General features: G+C 38.4%; 13 protein-coding genes and 1 tRNA gene. All 14 read right to left on the minus strand.

Annotated elements, in window-relative coordinates; all coding sequences use genetic code 11:
* Positions 1–21: 21 nt before the first annotated feature.
* The 14 genes from bglX to AAY42_RS09645 all read right to left on the minus strand — a co-directional run bounded on the left by bglX (position 22) and on the right by AAY42_RS09645 (position 21,227).
* Positions 22–2,277, minus strand: coding sequence for a beta-glucosidase BglX (gene bglX / locus AAY42_RS09580; protein WP_082433572.1), 2,256 nt, complete (start codon positions 2,275–2,277; stop codon positions 22–24).
* Between the two features lie 27 nt (positions 2,278–2,304).
* A complete protein-coding gene (locus AAY42_RS09585; protein WP_055394587.1) occupies positions 2,305–4,041 on the minus strand; it encodes a family 43 glycosylhydrolase in 1,737 nt (578 codons plus the stop codon).
* A 47-nt stretch (positions 4,042–4,088) separates the two neighbouring features.
* Complete coding sequence (locus AAY42_RS09590) at positions 4,089–5,462, minus strand: glucoamylase family protein (protein ID WP_082433574.1); 1,374 nt, start codon at positions 5,460–5,462, stop codon at positions 4,089–4,091.
* Positions 5,463–5,464: 2 nt separating this feature from the next.
* Positions 5,465–6,829 carry a glucoamylase family protein gene (locus AAY42_RS18280; RefSeq protein ID WP_055394591.1) on the minus strand — a complete coding sequence of 455 codons (1,365 nt, stop codon included), beginning with the start codon at positions 6,827–6,829 and terminating at the stop codon, positions 5,465–5,467.
* Positions 6,830–6,865: 36 nt separating this feature from the next.
* Positions 6,866–8,644, minus strand: a complete 1,779-nt coding sequence (locus AAY42_RS18285) for a LamG-like jellyroll fold domain-containing protein (RefSeq protein WP_055394593.1) — start codon at positions 8,642–8,644, stop codon at positions 6,866–6,868.
* 12 nt (positions 8,645–8,656) lie between these two features.
* On the minus strand, positions 8,657–10,207 hold the full coding sequence (locus AAY42_RS09605; RefSeq protein ID WP_055394595.1) for a RagB/SusD family nutrient uptake outer membrane protein: 1,551 nt from the start codon (positions 10,205–10,207) through the stop codon (positions 8,657–8,659).
* Positions 10,208–10,218: 11 nt separating this feature from the next.
* Positions 10,219–13,272, minus strand: coding sequence for a SusC/RagA family TonB-linked outer membrane protein (locus AAY42_RS09610; protein ID WP_313777881.1), 3,054 nt, complete (start codon positions 13,270–13,272; stop codon positions 10,219–10,221).
* Positions 13,273–13,512: 240 nt separating this feature from the next.
* Positions 13,513–16,269, minus strand: a complete 2,757-nt coding sequence (locus AAY42_RS09615) for a helix-turn-helix and ligand-binding sensor domain-containing protein (RefSeq protein WP_055397870.1) — start codon at positions 16,267–16,269, stop codon at positions 13,513–13,515.
* 266 nt (positions 16,270–16,535) lie between these two features.
* Complete coding sequence (locus AAY42_RS09620; protein ID WP_055394600.1) at positions 16,536–17,108, minus strand: NUDIX hydrolase; 573 nt, start codon at positions 17,106–17,108, stop codon at positions 16,536–16,538.
* A gap of 94 nt (positions 17,109–17,202) precedes the next feature.
* The gene (locus AAY42_RS09625; protein WP_055394602.1) at positions 17,203–18,258 is read right to left on the minus strand and encodes a helix-turn-helix domain-containing protein; all 1,056 of its coding nucleotides are present in this window, start codon (positions 18,256–18,258) and stop codon (positions 17,203–17,205) included.
* 130 nt (positions 18,259–18,388) lie between these two features.
* A tRNA-Leu gene (locus AAY42_RS09630) sits at positions 18,389–18,470 on the minus strand.
* A 75-nt stretch (positions 18,471–18,545) separates the two neighbouring features.
* The gene (locus AAY42_RS09635; protein ID WP_055394605.1) at positions 18,546–19,124 is read right to left on the minus strand and encodes a Pycsar system effector family protein; all 579 of its coding nucleotides are present in this window, start codon (positions 19,122–19,124) and stop codon (positions 18,546–18,548) included.
* Positions 19,125–19,146: 22 nt separating this feature from the next.
* Positions 19,147–20,841, minus strand: a complete 1,695-nt coding sequence (locus AAY42_RS09640; protein WP_055394607.1) for an adenylate/guanylate cyclase domain-containing protein — start codon at positions 20,839–20,841, stop codon at positions 19,147–19,149.
* 8 nt (positions 20,842–20,849) lie between these two features.
* On the minus strand, positions 20,850–21,227 hold the full coding sequence (locus AAY42_RS09645) for a response regulator transcription factor (protein WP_055394609.1): 378 nt from the start codon (positions 21,225–21,227) through the stop codon (positions 20,850–20,852).
* Positions 21,228–21,236 lie beyond the last annotated feature (9 nt).

Here is a 21,236-nt window from a genome sequence, read left to right on the forward strand (position 1 = left end):
AACTGTATATGATATTGATGACTATTTTAGAACAAAGGATTTTTTAAGTGATGCGTTGGAATCGGTTCCTACAAAAACCTCAAATTCACCTGGTTCCGAAACAAACTCCAAACTGCCATTATAGAACTTCAAATCATCAGGAGTCAATTCTAAATTTACTGTTCTACGCTCTCCTTTTTTCAAAAACACTTTTTTAAAACCTTTTAACTGCCGTATGGGAGGTGTAATGGTACGCACTAAGTCTCGCAGATAAAGCTGAACTATTTCTTCACCATCATAATTTCCAGTATTTTCAACAGTAACCGTGATATCCACAGATTCTCCCTGCATTATATTCTTCTTATTCAAAGTAAGGTTCGAATACTCAAAAGTGGTATAACTCAATCCATAACCAAAGGATATCAAAGGTGTATTGTCCACATCTAAATAGTTTGATTTGAATTTTTCGAATTTGTCTTTGGGAGCTGGTCTCCCTGTATTTTTTACACTGTGATAAATAGGGATTTGCCCCATATTTCTTGGCCAAGTGGTGGTTAACTTGCCTGATGGATTGTAATCGCCAAAAACCACATCAGCAATAGCATTACCAGCTTCAACTCCAGGGTGCCAAACTTGTAATATGGCCACTGGTAAGTCAAATTCTTCCGGAATGGTCAATGGTCGCCCACTCATAAGCACCAAAACTACAGGCTTACCAGTTGCCACTAGTTCACGAATCAGTTTCTTTTGACTATCTGGGATTGAAATATCTGTTCGGCTTGCCGCCTCTCCGCTCATTTCAGTAGCTTCACCAACTACCGCAACAACTACATTAGATGTTTTTGCCACAGCTAGTGCCTCTTGCAATAACTCTTCAGATGAACGCTTATCAATTGAGATTCGCGGTCCGAAAACATTGATTTTCTTGGCAAATTCAGGATCATCGGATATGTTGGCTCCTTTTGCATAAGTAATTCTTGCCCCTGAAGCCACATTTTTAAAACCTTCCAGTATTGTAACGGCCAGATTTGGATCTCCAGTAGGGGCCCAGGTACCAAGCATATTGTTTCTACTATCCGCCAAGGGACCAACCAAAGCTAGTTTTGCATCCTTTTTTATGGGAAGGATGTTATCATGATTTTTGAGCAAAACAAAAGAATGTGCTGCTAACTTTCTGGCCAACGCTCTATTTTCGGCTGTAAGGATATCTTTTTTAGGTCGATCCGTATCCAAATATCTAAAAGGGTCCTCAAAAAGTCCAGATTTATATTTTGCTTCCAATACCTTTCGACAGGCATGGGTTATCTCTGCCTCCGTTACTTTGTCCTCCTTAACCGATTTTCTCAAGGTGGTCAAAAAACCTTCCCCTACCATGTCCATGTGTAATCCAGCTTTTAAGGAAAGTGCGGATACAGCTTGCAAATCTCCAAGACCGTGAGCTATCATCTCATTGACTGAGGTATAGTCGGAAATCACTAAACCATTAAAACCCCATCGGTTCCGAAGCAATTCGGTCAACAGCCATTTATTGCCTGAAGCGGGCACTCCATCAATGTCATTAAAAGAAGTCATAACACTAGCAACACCAGCATCAATAGCAGCTTTGTATGGAGGAAGATATTGATTGAACATTTTCACCTTGCCCATATCCACCGTATGATAATCACGTCCAGCTTCTGGGGCTCCATAAAGTGCCAGGTGTTTTACACAGGCGAGCATGGTATTAGATGCTGAAAGGTCGTTCTGTTGATAGCCTTTTACCATTGCCTCTGCTACTTTAGCACCTAAATACGGATCTTCTCCCGCCCCTTCGGCAATTCTGCCCCAACGCGGGTCACGTGCAATATCGACCATGGGGGAAAAGTTCCAATTGATTCCATCTGCAGTGGCTTCTTTTGCCGCCATTTGGGCTGCTTGTTCTATTAAATCCATATCCCAACTACAGGAAAGTCCCAAAGGAATTGGATAGGTAGTCTTATACCCGTGAATCACGTCGGCACCTATTAACAATGGAATTTTTAAGCGTGTATTGTTTACTGCAAATTCTTGCGCAATCCGTACCCTGTCCGGTCCCGAAACTCCAAAAATCCCACCTACCTTACCGGTTTTTATTTTAGTTTCCACATTTTTGCTGACCACGGAGCCCGTTGCAATACCACCCCCAGGGGTTAGCAGATTCAATTGGCCTATCTTTTCTTCCAAGGTCATTTTTTCCAATAGAGCCTCCACTTCTGGAATCAAATTTTGTCCACGCATAATAGAGACGACCAAAAAAAGGAGAATCATCGTAGATTTCATCATGCCATATTTCATCATTTTCATATCTTATTTTATGTCTTGTTCCATGCTAACGGGATCCAACCTTTCTGAAATGCCATTCTCATTGAAAGCTTCAATGGTTACATAATAATTCTGGTCTGTATTCAAGGATTTCAATTCCAAACTGTTTTCCCCATAAACCAACCAAGAACTGTATAACTTATCAGGAGCAATGCCCCATAGTACATTATATCCTTGGCTTCCTTTTACGTTATCCCAAATTATTTTCACATCTCTTTTGTCCTTTTTTCTTGTCACTGTAAGGTTTTTGGGTACTTTAGGTATTTTCCCATTGCCTTTGCCAAAAACCCGGATACCGGAAATAGAAAGATAAGGAGTGGGAACATGTATGTTTTTAAAGCGAACAAAACGGGCTTTTTTAGGGATTTTAATTTCATTATAGTCGTTGGGAGTATCTTTTTTATTGGCACTTCGGTCGATAAGCATTGACCATTTTCTTCCATCCAAAGAACCTTCAATAGTATATTGATGGTACAATCCTGGAATTTTACCATACATATCAGATTCATAATCATTATAGTTTACTTGAACTGCATGAATCAATGAAGGTTTGGCCAAATCTATTTCTATCCATTCATCATCCGTGTTGCTCTCTGCCAACCAAAAAGTTTTGATACTCTCATCAACCAGATTTTTAACGCCGTAATTTTCTCTTTCTGACGACGCTTTTACGGGTTTTTTATAAGAAAGCAACATCCAGCCCCTAAAACTTCCTTCTTTATCGGAAACCGATGGCGCATAATGTGGATAATCCCCAAAATAGGTATCGCAGTACATAATTCCGTCATCATCAAAAAACGTTGGAAATGCACCAATTCGACGCTCCCAACCTATATTTACATTTACGGCCATTGAGGAAAAGTGCCAATAGACACTTCCAGGACCTACTACCGTGCTTCCATGACCTGCTCCATTAATAAAGCCACCTGGTTTATATGAAAAGGGATTGTTCGGCGCATAGGTGAACGGCCCCAATGGTGAATCTCCTACATAGGCTCCATCGCCATACACATTGAACTCTGTACCCGGTGCCGCATATTGCAAATAATATTTATTCTTGTGTTTTGTCATCCATGGTCCTTCAATATAACCGCCCAAAATTGTGTCAGTATGGTTTTCACCGAAACGTTCCCAACCATGCTTCTCAGGTTGAAGGTTGAAAAGTTCATATACCTTTTCCGAAGGTTTAAAACGCTTTTCTTTGTCCAATTTTTTGGCGCGGATTGGAAATTTATTGGAAGAACCCCAATACATATATGCCTGATCGTCATCATCTATAAAAAGTGCGGGGTCTTGCAATCTTGTTAGAATGGCTGGGGTAGCTTTCCATAATCCCTTTTCAGGACTATCAGAGTATAGTACACTCATTGCGCCGGATGGGTCGCCAGCTACATATAATACAGAATCTTTATAGTTGAAAGCAGCTGGAGCATTTGACCCTTGAAAATACCATTGTTGGGGAGTAATGAATGTCCAATTGGTCAAGTCTTTTGAGTGCCAATATCCCATGGAACGGGTAACGAACATATAATAATCATCCTTGAATTTGACCACCGCGGGATCTGCCCCTGAACGATAGGATAAATTTTTATGGGCATTATAGATCATGTAGGTATAATCCAAGTTTATTGGATTACAATACGTTTGCTGCCCATTTTGCCCCATAATTGTGAAGGACAAGCACAGAAAAAAGAAACAATATATATTACAAATATTCTTCATAGTTGAATCTTAAAGTAGGTGTTACCATCCTATCATTTTATCTTACTTCAATAGTTGAAACCCAATTTATCCAGACCTGCTTGTATATCTTCGTTTTGCATAAACAAATTCCACAAAAGACCTGTTCTATGGTTTTCAATCATTATGATTTGGGGTCCTTGGTCAATGGCTAGATATGCTTCTGCAACCCAAAAATTGTATTCAGGACTAAAAGCGTCATAAAAACCGGCTGGTCCCAACAGTTCATCCCTGTGTTCATAAAAATAGTGAAGCGCCTTAAGCGATTCATCCGGGGTATAGACAATTGAACTAATGGCAGCAGTTGGTGAAACAACCCCTGTATCGTTCGTAGGATGGTGCGCATTGTAACCAATAGTTCCATCTTCATTTCTGCCATAACTGGCTGTAAGCCCCCAACAGTCTTCCCCATAATCCATATAATTTTTAGGGTTGTCCACGCAATAGGAATAATTTATTTTAGAGTGATTTACATTGACATCCCAATAATTGACGTAGTCATCTGAAAGGGTTTTTGGGTTTAAACCGAGATATGAATAATGCGAAAAAAACAATGGACCGCCGTAGGGAAGAGAATTCCCATGCCGTACCAAAAGAGGATATCCGTATTGATTGTTAGGATAGGTAATCCCCCCATTTGAAGCCCAACCATTGGCATATACCTCTTTTGAAATACTATAATCGGGTGATGCAGCGGCCAAAACATATGTGATCAAGACTTCGTTGTATCCTTTAAGTTCTAAATTGATATCAAAATTGAAACTTGGACTCCAATGCCAATACAAAACGTTTTTGTTCTGCGTATACCAATTCCATTCAACTCCTTTCCAAAGGTCATCTGCCTGTTGGGCTAGAGCCTGCTCTGTTTCTGTCCCAGTCTTAAAATATTCTTTAACACAGATAAGGCCCTGGGTCAAAAATGCAGTTTCCACCAAATCTCCCCCATTGTCTTTTGCGCTAAACGGAATTACAACACCATTGGTGCCGTTTATCCAATGCGACCATGCTCCATGAAACCTATCCGCACCTTCTAAAAAATCTAAAAGGGTTTGTAAACGATCATATCCTTCTTCCCTCGAAATATATCCTCTTTCGATACCCACCAAAATGGCCATCAATCCAAAACCTGTTCCCCCAGTCGCTACAACATTTGCATCTCTTGATGGGTTATCAGGATGGTATCTTTCCCTTGAGGCCCCAGAGTTTTCCTCTGCAAAATCCCAGAAATATTTGAAGGTTTCCTGCTGTGTAAGATCCAATAATTCCGTATCGCTAATAGGTGGCTCGCTACCCTGATCATCATCTGAGGGTTCTATTGGAGTATACGTAAAATCGTCTTTACCTCCACATGAAAAAAGAACTATCAAAAAAAACAAAAGAGGAAAAATAGTATACTTACCCATCATTAGTTTAAATAAGGACTCTTGAAGTCCAACTTTTTGAGTCCTTTTTGTACATCCGCATTGGCCATAAATAGCTTCCATAACATTCCACTTCTATAATTTTCCACCATTACTGGAATTGGACCTTGGTCAATGGCCAAATACCGTGGTACATACCAATCTTTTTCTAAACTGAAAGCATCATAAGGGCCATATTTACCTATAAGGCTATCTTGTTCCGTATACAAAAATCTTAAAAACGTAATGCTTTCCTTGGGCGTGTAGGGCATGGACGAAAGTGCAGCCGTTGGGGAAATTACCCCCAAATCATGATCAGGTCTGTGTCCTGCATAACCTTTCATGGAGTAACTTGATGTAAGACCCCAATTATTTTCTCCGTAACCTTTATAATTTTTGGGGTTTTCCACACAGTGCCTGTAGTGGATGAGTGCATGATTTGTATTTAACTTTTTGTAATCCCCAAATTGATCGTTTAAACCATTGGGATCTAATCCCAAATAGGAATAATGTGACCAAAAAAGTGGTCCTACGGGAGATTTATCATGTTCATAGTGATTCAGTTCAGTCTGTAAATCATAGTATATGGTATCATTGGAAATTGTACCGTTTACCGCCCAGCCTTTTTCGTACACGCTTTTATCTACTGAATGAGTGGGTGATCCTGCTGCCAAAACATACATTATAAGCGCCTCATTGTAACCTCCAACCGGAAAATCCATTTCCCAACCAAAATTGGAAGACCAATGCCAGTACAATACATCTTCACCTTTGGTATACCAATCCCATTCAACTTCCTCCCAGAGCTGTTGTATTTTATCAGCAAGGGTTTTTTCTCGTTTATTGTTTTGATCAAGAAATTCTTTTATCGTCAACAAACCCTGAACCAAAAAAGCGGTTTCTACCAAATCTCCGCCATCATCCTTTTGGCTAAAAGGAGCGGTTTTACCGTTGGGCATGAGCCAATGTGGCCAAGCTCCATGAAACCTTTCCGCTTTTTCCAGAAAATCAATGGCTTTTTCAAATCGCAACACAGCTTGTTCCCGAGTAATAAAACCTCGTTCCACGCCAACCAAAATTGCCATTAATCCAAAACCAGAACCTCCAATTGTAATAATGTCCTTGCTGTGGGTAGGGTATATATTATCAAGATGGATACGTTCTCTTGCAAGACCTGATATGGGTTCAGCTCCATCCCAAAAATAATTAAAGGTCTGTCGTTGTACCAGGTCCATCAGGTCATTATCAGAATATTGATTGGACTTGGACGTATTTTGAGCTACAAGCTCCTTTTTATAAGTTTTTCGGCCATTGCACCCCGCTACTATGGATGCAACAGCCAAAACAACTGAAATTACAACTAACTTCATAAAACTAACTAACTCAAAACTTATGTTATCTAAAGGTTATAGATCTAAATTCATAACAGACTGTACTTCTTCTTGTGACAATGCTTTATCAAAGAGACGAAGCTCATCCAAATAGCTTAGGTCATACCAATGGTTCCAACCTGTAAAATTTGGTGCACCGGACATAATTGAAAGGACATTACAATCTGTCCAGTCAACACCGGCAAAGGCACCTTGCGATACAACTTCACCATCTATATATACGACTGCTTCAGTACCTGAAATGGTAAAGGCCAGATGTATCCAACCTGTGTCTGTAGCTGGGTCAACATCAGCGGCCGCTCCGCCATCGAACCAGCTTCCCCCATCTCCAAAACCAACATTCAATTTGAAGCGCTGCATTCCCCCAGCATCTTCCCTAAAAAATCGGAAACCTTTGTTTAAATCGTTTGATGTACCATCAATCATTGGAGGACCCATCACCAAAATACCTGCCCTATTCGGGTCAGCATTTACTTTATACCACATTGTAGCACTGAACTCGGATGTAGTTATACCCCCAGTTGGAAAAGTAAGATAGGAGTCGATTCCTCCTGCATATGCATTGTCCCCGAAGGCACCCTCGCCTGCAAATCCTGGAGACCCCACAACAGCTGCTTCACTGGCAGTAAACATTTCCATGGTATCACCTTCAAAAGGCATGTAGAACATTTCACCATCGAAAGTACCCACAAAACCTCCCGCCTCAGTGGTCATGATGTTTTGTATTTCTCCCTGGGAAAGTGCTCTATTGAACATTCGGAGTTCATCGATACTACTTTGGTCCGACCAGTGGTTCCAACCTGTGAAGTTTGGAGCCCCTGACATAATGGAAAGAATATCACAATCTGTCCAGTCCAAACCAGGAAAATCGCCAGTGCTTACAACCTCTCCATTGATGTAGACGGTTGCTGTGGTTTGCGACATGGTAATCGCCATATGGGTCCAACCAGCATCGGGTGAGACATCTGCCGCTTCACCGCCATCGAACCAGTGGCCAGAGCTACCAGAGCCAATGTTCAACTTAAAGCGTTGATTTCCCCCAACTTCTTCCCTAAAAAGCCGGAACCCTTTCGTTAAATCGTTTGATGTACCATCAATCATAGGGGGACTCATTATGAGCACTCCTGCCCTCTTTGACCCTACTATATTGGCAGCGTCGTTAACATTTATCCAAAAAACAGCACTGAATTCAGATTCCTGCAATCCTTCCGTTGGCAAGGTCAAATACGATTCTAATGCTCCTTCGTAGGCGTTTAGACCCACAAAACCTTCTCCGAAAAAGCCTGGAGAGCCTGCTTCATCGGCAGGTCTTAAGCCTACCAAATCAAAATAATCTCCATCAAAGGGCATATATAATGTTTCACCAGTATATAAGGGCACATAGGCCGGTTCTTTAACAAAGTTAACGGTAACGGATGTGGTCTTACCATCAAGATCGGTGGCATTTACTGTAAAAATATGGTCCCCATCATCCAAACCATCATAGTTTAAATCATCTACCACAACACGGCGATAATCCAAAAAGTTGTTCATTGTAGCAATTTTGTTGCCGTCTATTGATGCTTCAATTGTGGCCACTTCTATATCATCGGTTACCTCGAAATCTACAGTGATTGAAGTTACCAATTCCAATACTTTGATCGTTGTACCTTCAAGTGGATAATTAATGGTCACTTGTGGAGCTGAGGCATCAGCTCCTGGGTCTACTTGGGTAAGACCATCTATGCCTTGGTCACAGCTGTAGAACAATACCACAGCCAATATACTTTGTGCTAAAGTTTTTATAGTTCTCATAATTGCAATTTTTTAATTGTTTACGATATCACCCAATATTGGGAATTCGTCTATTTGGTCTTGATGATAGGTTACAAAGGTCCTATCAGGAGTAAATGTCCTGCCTCCAAAACTCAATTCATCATATCTTTCCAATCTAACCATATCAAAAAACCGCTTGCCCCATTCCATAGCAAGCTCAGCATATTTCTCATCTATAGCTTGATCTAGAGTAACACCATTTAATGGGGCCAGACCTGCTCTGGACCTAACTAAGTTTATTGCGTCATCAGCCGATATGGCAGTTTGTGAAGCTCCTTGTAAAAGTGCTTCTGCATATATTAGAAGTGTTTCGGCATAACGGAAAACAATGTAGTGCTTATTACTCCCATAGGCCGTTCTCCCAGGTATCAATTGATTTGTAGGCAAATAATGTTTCCCACTTGAAAATATTGACCTTACCGTTGAAGTGTTGGTATCACCATCTCTTGTAGTGGGAGAAACAAAACTAGGTAAAGTAGCTTCAGTATATGGTGTTGAAGCTATAAGACTATCTATTCCTCTTTGGGAAAAGAATACTGAGGTTTCCAAACGTACATCTTCTTCTCTATCCAACATGAACTCTACATATTTTAGAGTAGGTTCAAAAAATCCCCAACCATTGCTTGCACCTGCAATTGTGGGATCCCAACTAGTGGGGCCATAAGGATTATAAAGGTGGCTTACCCTATCGCCTTCACCTACGCCAAAATCAGAATATTGAAATTCGAATAGGCTTTCATCACTCAACTTCCCCGGTGTTTTAAAAAGTTCGTAAAAATCATTGAAAAGGTTAAACTTTGCAGAGTTGATAATTTCACCAGTTGCATCTGCAACGGCTTGATAATTCTCCAACTCTTGATTTGCCACTGCTTTGATCATCAAAGCCGTATATCTTGTAACACCACCTGGCAAATCTGTGCGCTCATTGGGGCGCATATCCAATAAGAACGGTAAGGCCTCATCCATCTGATCCGAAATATGTTGCATTACCTCATCTTTCGTGGGTACAGAAGTAACATCTGCAAATGCATTAAGATCGGAGGATTCAGGAATAAATACTGCACCATACACTTGTGACAGTTGAAAAAGCAGAATTGCCCTTAAAACCTTGGCCTCTGCAATATATTGGTTGCCCAAGGCAACGCCCTCATCATCTGCAAATTCTTGATATCTTTCAATTTGCTCCATCCCAGTGTGGGCAGCAATAATATCACCATAGTACGTTTCCCATAAGGTTCGTGATCCAAAAAATGAATTGTCATAAACATACCTGTCTTGGTTGATAAGGCCCTGTTGGTCTCCTGCCGCGTTTACATCATCTCCCCTTGTAGAAACGACCAATGGCTGTTCCCATCCTCTGGACGTAACTGTTTGGTAAACCCCGATGAGTGAAAAAACCATATCATCAGTCTTTGAAAAATCCGTGCCTCCAGCAAAATTATTATTGAGCTCCGGTTGATCTAATTCGCTTGAACAACTTGTAATAATAATCCCCATAAAAACAAGGAGTGTATAAAGTTTGTTTATTCTTAAATATGTCATAGCTATTGTTTTTAGATTGTAATATTTACGCCAAAGGTGTAAACACCAGGTATTGGATAAGTTTGATTATCTCTACCATCTGGAACTTCAGGGGTAAAACCGTTGTAGTCGAATAACGTTAAAGGACGCTCAGCGGTAAGGTAAAATCTTATTTTAGGATTAAAATCCCCACCAAACTGAGGTAGAGTGTACCCTAACGTAACATTCTGTAATCTTACAAAATCTCCTTTCTCAACAAAAAAACTGTTGAGAAACTGATTGCTCCAAGGATTTCTTATACCTCTTGCTGAAGGATAGGTATTCGAAGTTCCTGCACCATTCCATCTATTGACAGCAAAGTCTCTATCAATATTTGGGTCAGGAGTCTGTCGGATATTAAATCTTTTTTGGTTGGCAATGACATTACCCCCTTGCCCAATTACATTCATGGAAAAATCCCATGCTTTGTAATTAAGTCCAAGATTGAAACCGAATGTATAAGTAGGTATGTATGATCCCAAATCTACCCTGTCCTGGGCATCAATCATCATATCCCCATTGTGGTCCACAAACCTGAAATCTCCAGGTTCAACTGTCAATCCATTTGTTATTGCAGTTTGTGCAGCTGGGTCATTTTGTATTTCTTCAGGTGTTTGATATACCCCTGCAACCTCTAGTCCGAAGAAAGGATCAATGGTTCCACCGATAACAGTCCTTTGAGCAAGATCTCCCCCACTGGTTAAATTTTCTTGGCCTGCCAAATCCAACACTTCATTGTTCAGCGTTGCAAAATTTGCGCCTATACTGTAACTGAAATTATCAGAAACCCTTTTGTTCCAGTTCATGACAATTTCAAAACCAGTATTCTTTATTTCACCAACATTTTGCCTTGTTGTTCCCGGTACTAAAAGCCTGGAAACTGGAATTACGGCATCTCGGGTAACTCTGTTGAAGTAATCTGCTTCCAAGGACAATTGATTATCGAACAATCTAGCTGTAATACCAAAGTTTGTGGTCTCTGTAACCTCCCATTTTAAGGCCTCAAAATCACTACTTGTTACCAATCCAGAAAATGGTGTGTCTCCAAATGCTGCCGTAACCTCCTCCGAGGTAATTCCACCTGAACTTGAAGCTACATTGGCATTTCCCGATTCGCCCCAAGTTGCCCGTAACTTTAAATAATTTAGCGTTTTACTTTTAGGAAAAAAAGATTCTTCCGAAACTACCCAACCAGCACCAATAGCGGGAAAATAACCCCATTTTTCTTGGTACTTGTTGGTACCATCAGCTCTAAATGTTCCATAAAGTAAATATCTATCGTCAAAATTATATGCAACCCTTCCAAAATAGGAGAAGAAGTATTGCCTAGACCCATCATCTCCGGTTGCCCTATCACCATCATTTCCTTCTGTCAAATCTATGGTATCGGACAAGTCTAAAAAATAGGATTCATCTCCAATTCCGGGACCATTGGGGAAATTCAAGCCAGTTATTTCCAACTGTTCCCATGAGCGGTCCCTAAAAGCAGTACCCGCTAAAAGGGTCAGGTTATGTTTACCAAAACTATCATTATAAGTCAAGGTATTGTCCCAAGTCTGCTCGGATAATGTTTCATTTCTTTTTATCAAAGTGGCATTTTCCCTAAAGGCATTTCCATTACCGAAAAAGTATGGAAGCCGAACCTCCCTAACTTCAAGTGTCTCAAAATTATGATAATATGCCGTTTTAAAAGTCAGTTTGTCTGGGACCAATTGATAACTCAAATCAATCGTCATCAATGCGTTTCTACCTTTATTTCTATTCTCGGTATTTTCCATTACCGGGAAAGGGTTTTGCGTACCTCTATAACCTAAGTCTTGTGCATTTGCATAAGGCCTGGGAAATGCATCTGTTTTTGATGGATCGAGGACGGGCATTACAGGGACGGCATAGTAAGCCAGTGCAAATGCTGTATCTTCAGGGCGATATCTTGTGGAATTGCTGAAAAGTGTCGATAGTCCAATATTTAAACGATCACTTGCATCAAAGTTTAGTTTACCCCTAATATTAAATCGTTCATAATCATTCTTCATCTTAAGAATTCCTTCTTGTTCAAAATAATTTAACCCTACTGAATACGTTATGCTTTCCGCACCTCCGGTAACCCCAAAACTGTGATTTTGCTGAAGCGCATCACGCAGAATTAAATCATACCAATCCGTGTTTACATCCGGCACATCCGGATTTATCCGACTTCTACCATAACGTTGGATGGCGTTTTCAATAAACTGTGCTTCTGCATCTGATCCAGACTCTCTAGCTAAAGTGGCAAACTGTTCTGTGTTTGAAAGTGTCACCAAATTCTGGGCTATTTGAACTGACTGATACCCATTATACGTAATTTGTGGTTTCTGGTTTTTTCTACCCGATTTTGTCTGAATCAAAACAACACCATTCGCTGCTCTTACCCCATAAATTGCAGTTGCGGACGCATCTTTTAAAACCGAAATACTCTCAACATCTTCGGGGTTTAAAAAATCAATATCGTCAAAAAATACCCCGTCAACTACATAAAGTGGATCTGAGGCACCATCAACAAAAGAACCCAAGCCCCTAACCCTAATTGTGGGACCTGTACCTGGAGCTCCACTGCTAACTACCTGCAGACCAGCTACTTTTCCTTGAAGTGACTGCATGGCAGCTCCCGATGGAGTTCGGACGATATCTTCAGATTTTATAGTAGCTATTGAGCCTGTTAAATCTGCTTTCTTCTGGGTACCATAACCTATAACAACTACTTCATCAAGTGATTGGGTATCTTCCTGCAAAACTACGTTTATGGAGTTCTGACTATTTACAGGAATCTCTTGTGCCGTAAAACCGATATAGCTAAATACAAGAATTCCGTTGCTGGGAACATCTCCCAAATTATAGTTGCCATCAAAATCTGTTTGAATACCATTTGTTGTACCCTTAACAATGACACTAGCACCTGGCAACGGGCTTCCTTGGTCATCATTAACTACCCCCGAGACCGTAATATTATCTTGGGCGTAAATAAGGACTTGGAAAAGAAAAAATGATATTGATAAAAAGTATCTACTCATTTTCATAATTGTTCAAAAGTTTAGTTTGTTTATTGCTAAATTAATAATAGAGGCCAGTACCCAATAACATTAGGATTACATAAAAATTACATCATCCCAAAATTCCTTCTGAGACCGTATTTTTAAGGCTTATGCAGTAGTCTATCTTTGCTTTTCAAAATAAATTTTAACATTGTGATGTACCAATGATGTAGTCTAAAAATGCTTTTAGAACATCAGTAAACCAATTATATAAGAATTCTAAAAGGTTATAAGAAAGTTGGAAAGGTTTTTTGAACTATCAATCTCCAGTTTTTTGCGTAGTCTATACCGATGTATTTCAACTCCCCTTACCGTAATTGCCATCAAGGGTGCAATCTCTTTCGTAGACAAGTTCATTTTTAAATAGGCACATAACTTTAAATCCTTTGGAGTAAGATTTGGATATTCTTTCAAGAGTCTTTCAAAGAAATCCTCATGCAATTCTTTAAAATTGAATTCAAAACGTTTCCAATCCTCGGTATCATGAATTGAATTATCCAATTTTTTCAAAAACGACCTATACCTTTGTGAATTGGGGAATTTCTCCTTGTTCATTTCCAACATATTTTTCAATTCCAAGATCATTTCATTTTTCTTGGCAATATTTAATGTTGTGCTGGTAAGTTCATTCTGTTTAATCTTGATTTCTTTTGCCAATTTCTCTTTTTCTATTTCCATCAGCCTTTCATGCTGCTCACGCTGCATCTGTTTTTGCAATTGAAGCTGTTTGCGCCTCAACTTTCTTTTATTGTATGTCAGTATCAAATACATAATTGACAAAGCCAATAAAAAGTAGAGAATTAGGCTTAAATGGGATAAATACCAAGGAGGAGCAATCTTAAATAAAACCGTATTGGGCTCCGAAATTTTGTTATCAATACTAACGGAAGATATGCTAAGCTCATAATCCCCATAAGGCAAATTCTGAAAATTTAACTCTCCACTATCCTGGTAACCAGATTTGTTCAGAGTACCCTTTAAATTGTAATAGTAACGGGCCTGACTTAATTTAGGTGAAGCTATTTTAACAATAATGTTTTGGGAATTCTTAAAGGGGATATCCTTTCTATCCGAGCTTATCGGGTAAAAATCGGTTTCATCTTTAAACGAACTCAATTTTGGCTTAGGTGAACTAAAGCCGTCCAATTGTCTTTTTAATTTTGACAGATTGATTTCTCCAAAACCATCAGAGAGTGTAAACAGAAAAATGGAATCGTTGCGCTTTATAATTTTCTGGGCTTCCGGCACCAAACGCTCTTGAAGCTGCGGATAGCTTATCACCAAACTATCTGACCTTAAATTTGTGTAGGTTATCTCCTTGTTCCCTTCCGTATCTGCAAACCAGAAATAATCGTCATCAAAATATAGAAGTTCTCTATTGGTAAAAGTTTCAAATTCCTTGAAAGTGATAATTTTATCTAGAATAGGGTCATATTTATACCATAATCCCCTGTTGTTGAAAACAATTTGGTTCTTGATATTGTACAATCTCACATTGTAATCGTCCGTAATCCCCTCATCCTTAAACTGCTTAACTTTTATTGCTTCACTACTTTCCTTGTTCATTTTAATCCTATACAATCCTTTATATGGATGTGCGGCCCAAATTGTACTGGGGTTCTCAAAACACAATTGTTTTGTAGGGAACTCAAACCCCTCAACTCTATCAACTTTCCAATTCCCTAAATCCTTCTTATCAAACTTTGCCAGGCCATTGTAATTGCCTTGTATATACGTTAATGTCTTCTCGGGTACTTTGACTATTTTGTAGCCTCCAGCTACGTCGGAAATTCTAGCCAAACTACCTCCATTAATTTTATATGTGGTTGAATTGTGTCCGCATAATAGGTCGCCATCAATAACCTCCAAATCCCAAACATGGCCCTGGGTGCCATCAACGAATTCAAGTTTACCATCCTCGAAAAAGTATACTCCGGTATTACTACCCATATATAATTTTCCGTTATGTGTTTCAATGTCGTAAACCGTACCCAATACACCCGTGAAATCGGTGTAATAGTGTATGGGGTTATTTAATTTTATATAATCTATTCCATTGTCAAGACCCAGCCATAATTGATTGTCATAATACAGCATTGAGAGTACGGTATTATTTTGCAATCCCAACTGTCTATTTATGTTTTCGTAGATTTCATTCTTTAAATCATAGATGTAAATACCATTCTTTATGGTGCCAAATGCAATCTTATCATTACCGACACCAGCAATCTTGTTTAACTGCTGTTTTTTCAATTGATCGTTCAATTCTGATTTCCAAGGTGTCAACCTACCGTCTTTATCATACAAAAAACAGCCGTTAAGTTTGGTTCCTATTAGCAACCTATCCCCAATTAGGGCCATATCGGTTATTGTTTTGTTGTTCAACCGATCTTGGTCACTAAGAGGTACTAAATCATCACCCTGCAACTCAAATAGTTCTTTACCGCTACTGGCCACAATTATTTTATCGTTGAACTCAATGAAATGCGAGATTATTTGAACGGGGTCTATTACTTTAATGCTATCATTTTCGTAGCTGTAAATCGAAGAAAAAGATCTGAACATTATTTTTCCATCAAACGAGATGATTTCCCAAAATTCTTCGCTTGTAAACGTATGATCTTTGATCAAATGGGTTAAGGATGTATATTCAAGACTCCCGAGTTCATTTTTTACCCAGTACCCAAATTCTTCATAAGATCCCGTAAAAATTCTTTCCTTATGGCAAAATACCGATCGTATTATGGTGTTATTGGGAAGTTTGTAGAGTGTCCACTCTTCGCCATTAAAGTGCAATAACCCGCTATTATTTGCCACAAACAACTCTCCGTCCTCATTGCTTGAAATTCCCCAGTTCTTACTTGCCGCACCATATTCAATTGTCTTATAATTATAAACTGGTGGTAGCAAATTCTGACCATTGATCAAAAAAGAAAATGAAAACAATAGAAGAAATAAGTCTAGCCTCTTTTTCATACTTGGACCCATTATTAAAAATAGGTAATCGCATCAAGATACAAAAGATACTTGTGCAATACTTCGCGTTTATAACTTCTACTTTGTTGGAAGAATTTGAGAATAAAAAAAGCTTCTCAAGAACGAGAAGCTTTTTCAAGGTGTGGGCGGAGAGACTCGAATTCTCTCACCTCACGGCACTAGATTCTATGTCTGACGTCTAACAGTTATAACACGCTAGCAAAAATCTTCGTTAATATACCCAGTAAGGTTTCAAAAACAAGTATTTATTTTTTTGAATCAAAAAGAGGGTAGAACTCTTCGGTCTTTTTAGTTGGATGTCCCTTTTTTTCCCTAGACACCATAAAAGAACCTCCCCAAACGGTATTCGGAAAATTCAGAATTTGATTCATACTTTGTTTTATAGAGGTAACCGTTGTTTGGTTTATGGCCTCGGATATGGGCATCCACTTTACCTCATCCATTCCTTCTGGGAGCTTTGGCACTCCACTGACATATTCTGCAACATAGTAACTCCGCAACGTTGAAAATGGATGGTAATCATATTTATAACTAAAATACCCATGTAATTGGGGTGCTTTTATACTGACACCATAAGCATGTGCAATGCTGTCCAGGCTTTCCCTTATATACTGTCGCTGACTATACATACCGGAGGGGGGCGCCCAAACATAGTCTTCTTTGCACATTAGTATTTCATTATTCTCGTTTACGATAAGTAACCGTTGCATGGTAAAATTATGCGTGGGGTCCCTATGCATGTTTTGGTTGTTTTGCGCATAAGTGCAATGCAAAAACAAGGAGAAGCCAATTACTGACAAAAAGAAATTCGTTTTCATATTATTTTGTTTTATTGTTTGACGCAAATATGAAGACAGTCAACTACAGATTCTATCATATTCATGAATCTGATAAACTAAAACCAAAAACTCGTTATGTTTCCCTGGATGTTTTTTGAAAAGCCAATGGGGTGGTACCCGTTAGTTTTTTAAAAGCCGTGTTAAAAGACGAGATACTATTGAAACCCGAATCATAAGCAATGGAAGCAATATTAAAATTTTTGTGGGTATCTGAAAGCAATAAGCGCTTTGCCTCTTCAATTCGGTACATAAGTATAAATTGGGAATAGTTCAAATGCTCTTGTTGGTTAATACTCTGCGAAAGTTCCTTTGCCGAAACTTTCAATTGCTTGCTAAGAAGGGTTAAGGTAAGGTTTGGATTTAAATAAGGTTTTTCTCTTTCGAAATAGTCCTTTATCAAATCCATTGTTTCCCCAGCAGCCTGTTCATCGATATTTGAAAGTCGGTACTTCCGAATGGATTTATTGAAAACGACAGGATTTTTTAGAGCCCAAATAGCAAGAATAACAATCATGGAAGAAAACAGAAACGACAATCCGATATAAAATGGGAATGCTATTTTGGAGACTAGGACATAGGCAATAACAAATACTACATTGAGCCCTAAAAAATAGGAAAGCCATTTGTTTACTATTTGAACCTCTTTCTTAGGGTATTTTTCCCTGTTACTTAGAAACCAGAAAAAACTGAACAGGCAATAGCCCGCCATATGTACAATTATTGCATTATAAAAAATAACGAACCATATGGAATACTGTTCAGGACCATTGTTGGGAATAGCCCAGCATATGGGAAGTAGAAAAAGAAAAACACTATAATGCACAAGGTGCTTTCTTGAGAAACTTTCTTTTTTACGTATCAGATAGCTTGTATACAACCAAAGTGATGGTCCAACACAGAAAAGTATAGAAAGAAAAAAATTACGAATAGCGGAATCTAAATCATAGAAATAATGGAAAATAGATTTACCTATTCTCAAGCTGAATGCCGCAAGATAAACTCCCAGAAATATATTGTATACTGGTTGTTGTTTTCTGCCTCCAAACAATACCGCAGAAAAAAAAAATCCCAAAATAACACCTATACTGCCCAAAAGCAGTTCTAACTGCTGTAAAATCCCTGTTTCCATAGACCTGCCATTTTTTTGGTTACCAAAAGAGAAGCAATCAAAAATACAATAGGATAAATAACTTAATCATCAGAACACCTGCAAAAAATATTTAAACAAAAAAAGCTCTCAAAAATTCGAGAGCTTTAAGTGCGGGCGGAGAGACTCGAACTCTCACACCTCGCGGCACTAGATCCTAAGTCTAGCGTGTCTACCAATTCCACCACGCCCGCAAAAGGAGTGCAAATATAATTCAATTTTTCAATTGAAAAATGTTCCTTTTCGAAAATTTTTATCTGATTTTACCATTACGTAAAAAACATACTGCTAACAAAAAAGTACAATGTCATTACAAAACCTATAATCAAACCAACGGCCAAAAACTTAATAGAGAAGTTTACACTGCGGAATTTTTCAGTTGCAATTTTGGAATTTATATAAATTTGCTGTCCTAATTGATCAAAGACACGGTCTTCGTCCACACTAATATCATAAAATGTCTTAGAGAAATTTTTGATATCACCAAATGCAGATATCACATCGCCAAAAAAGAATATATTACTATCATATTCTTTTTTAAAAATTGGGATAAAACATCTTATACTATAGTAAATGGATATGCATATACAAAGAGCCCAAATACTAAAAAGTATATAGAATACTGGGTCATAGCCAATTTTATCTGAGATAGTTTCTTGACTCAGATATATAAGATTGAATACCAAACCGTAGAAGGAAAGTATTAGTCCGGCTTTAACTTCAGATGCTTTGATCAGGCTTAATATATAATTGATTGTACCCCAATAATGGTCTACTAAATCATCTGTATGCTTGTTCTTAACATAATTCTCTTGAACAGATGTATCAACTACTTCTTTTTCTTCCATAGGTTTACTTTTTCAAAAAAAATTATTTAGTAGTCATTGTTTCAACTCCTTTCCAGCTATCATTTATTTCTTGGGTGATAAGGTGGGCAGATTTGTTTAAAAAAAGCTTCGCTGTTTTGTCGTTTATGTTCATTTTAAAAATTTGCTGAAAGGTGACTGCTGCCATTGCAAATTCCTTTTTAAAGTATAAATTCATTGCATGGTCAAAAGTAGGAAGGGTCATAAGTTTATGGTTTAACAACGACAATTCGTCTCCATTAATACATTCATACAGTTCAATGGGTTTTTGCTTTCCTTTAACCTGTACTGGACCTAAATACCTAAAATCAAATTCTTCAGGATCGGTCAATTTGTCCTTACATTCCTGAGTCAATAATATTGAAGTGCCATAATGTTTTGATAAGCCTTCTATTCGAGCAGCGGTGTTTACCGTATCTGAAATTATTGCTGCATCCAATCTTTCTATATCTCCCGTAATGCCCATAATAAGCTTCCCATTCTGCATACCCATACCAACCTTAATAGGCAGCCTCTTCTTTGCAACACGGTCCTTATTGTAATCTTGTAGCGCTTTGTGCATTTCTACCGATGCCCTTATAGCGTATTGAGATCCTTTTGGAAAAAGTGCCATAAAACCATCCCCCAAATACTGCAAGATGAATCCGTTGTTTTTTCGGATTATAGGGCCCATTCTATTGTTGAATGCATTGACAAATAAAAAATTTTCTTCAGGGTTCATTCCTTCGGAAATTGTAGTGAACTCCCTGATATCGGCAAAAACCACTGTTACTTCTTTCTCAACCAAATCTCCCAATACTACTTCCGTAATATTTTGTTTGCCCAAAGATTTAATAAATTCTGATGGTACAAATTTCTGGCTTACTTCATGTATCCGTCTAATTGCCTCTTCCCTATCCCTTGCCTCTTTTAATCCTTTTTGATAGAGATGGGCACTTTCAATAGCAGCTGCGGACTGTAATGTGATTGTTGTCAGTAATTTTAATTCTGCAGCTGTAAATTCTTTTTTTTCTTTATTGCCCAAAATCACCATTCCCAAAGTCCTGTGCTTTACCTTAAGTGGGGCGTACATAACTGCTTTAAGATGTTGTAGGGATACGTTATCCTTAATTCGCTCTTGTGGAACAATGGCAGAGCTACCCTTTAAAATAAGGTTTTTTAGAACCTCGTTTTGCTCCACTATATTTTTTTCGCTGTCTGGATTATCCCCAAAAGAAGCGAGTTCAAATACTTTATCTTCATCAGGCTCATACATTAAAAATAAACCATGGGTAGATCCAATAATTTGGGAAGACTCCTGTAGTGCAATCTCTGCTATCGATTTAGTATCTATTTTTTCAGAAATCATCTCGCTCAAACCATAAATCATGTTTATCTCACGATAAAGGTTCAAGACTTCTTTTCCTATTTTCTTTTTCTCAAATTCTTTTTGAACCAAAAGTTTAATTAGATCAGAAATATATTTCCCCTTATCACTTTTTGATTTAAAAATTCCAAAAACAATGGATTCATGTGTGAGTTCCTGTTGAAACTGAAATCCACTCTCTTCTCCCCAAAGCACATTTTCCTTACTATCAGCAACAAAAAAATCTACTCCCTCACTTAAGGCAACGTTCTTTATCAGGGACATTGATGCAATGTCTTTCTGAAGTACATGTTTTAGTGATTTTACTAGTAAAGAAGTGGTTTTTTCGGTCATTTTTAGAATCAGCTCTTGAGAATTTCTTCAGCAACTGCCAACATCTCATCTGGATCAAAAGGCTTGGTCATGTATTTATCCGCTCCCATCTCCAATCCTTTTTGTCTATCTATTTCTTGTCCTTTTGCAGTTAAAAGAATAATATATATATCTGATGAATTGGGTTCTTTTTTTACTTTTTGACACACCTCCATTCCGTTCATCTTTGGCATCATTACATCTAAGAATACAAGGTTTGGTCTTGATTCATTGATGACGTTCAAGGCTTCTTCTCCATTTTCTGCAAAAAGCAGTTCTACGCCCTCATCTTCCAAATCTTCCAAAGTCTGTTCAATGAGCATTCTAATATGGGATTCATCATCTACAATCAATATTTTTTTATCCATTCGTTATTT

It is taken from the genome of Flagellimonas eckloniae, assembly GCF_001413955.1.
GTDB lineage: Bacteria > Bacteroidota > Bacteroidia > Flavobacteriales > Flavobacteriaceae > Flagellimonas > Flagellimonas eckloniae.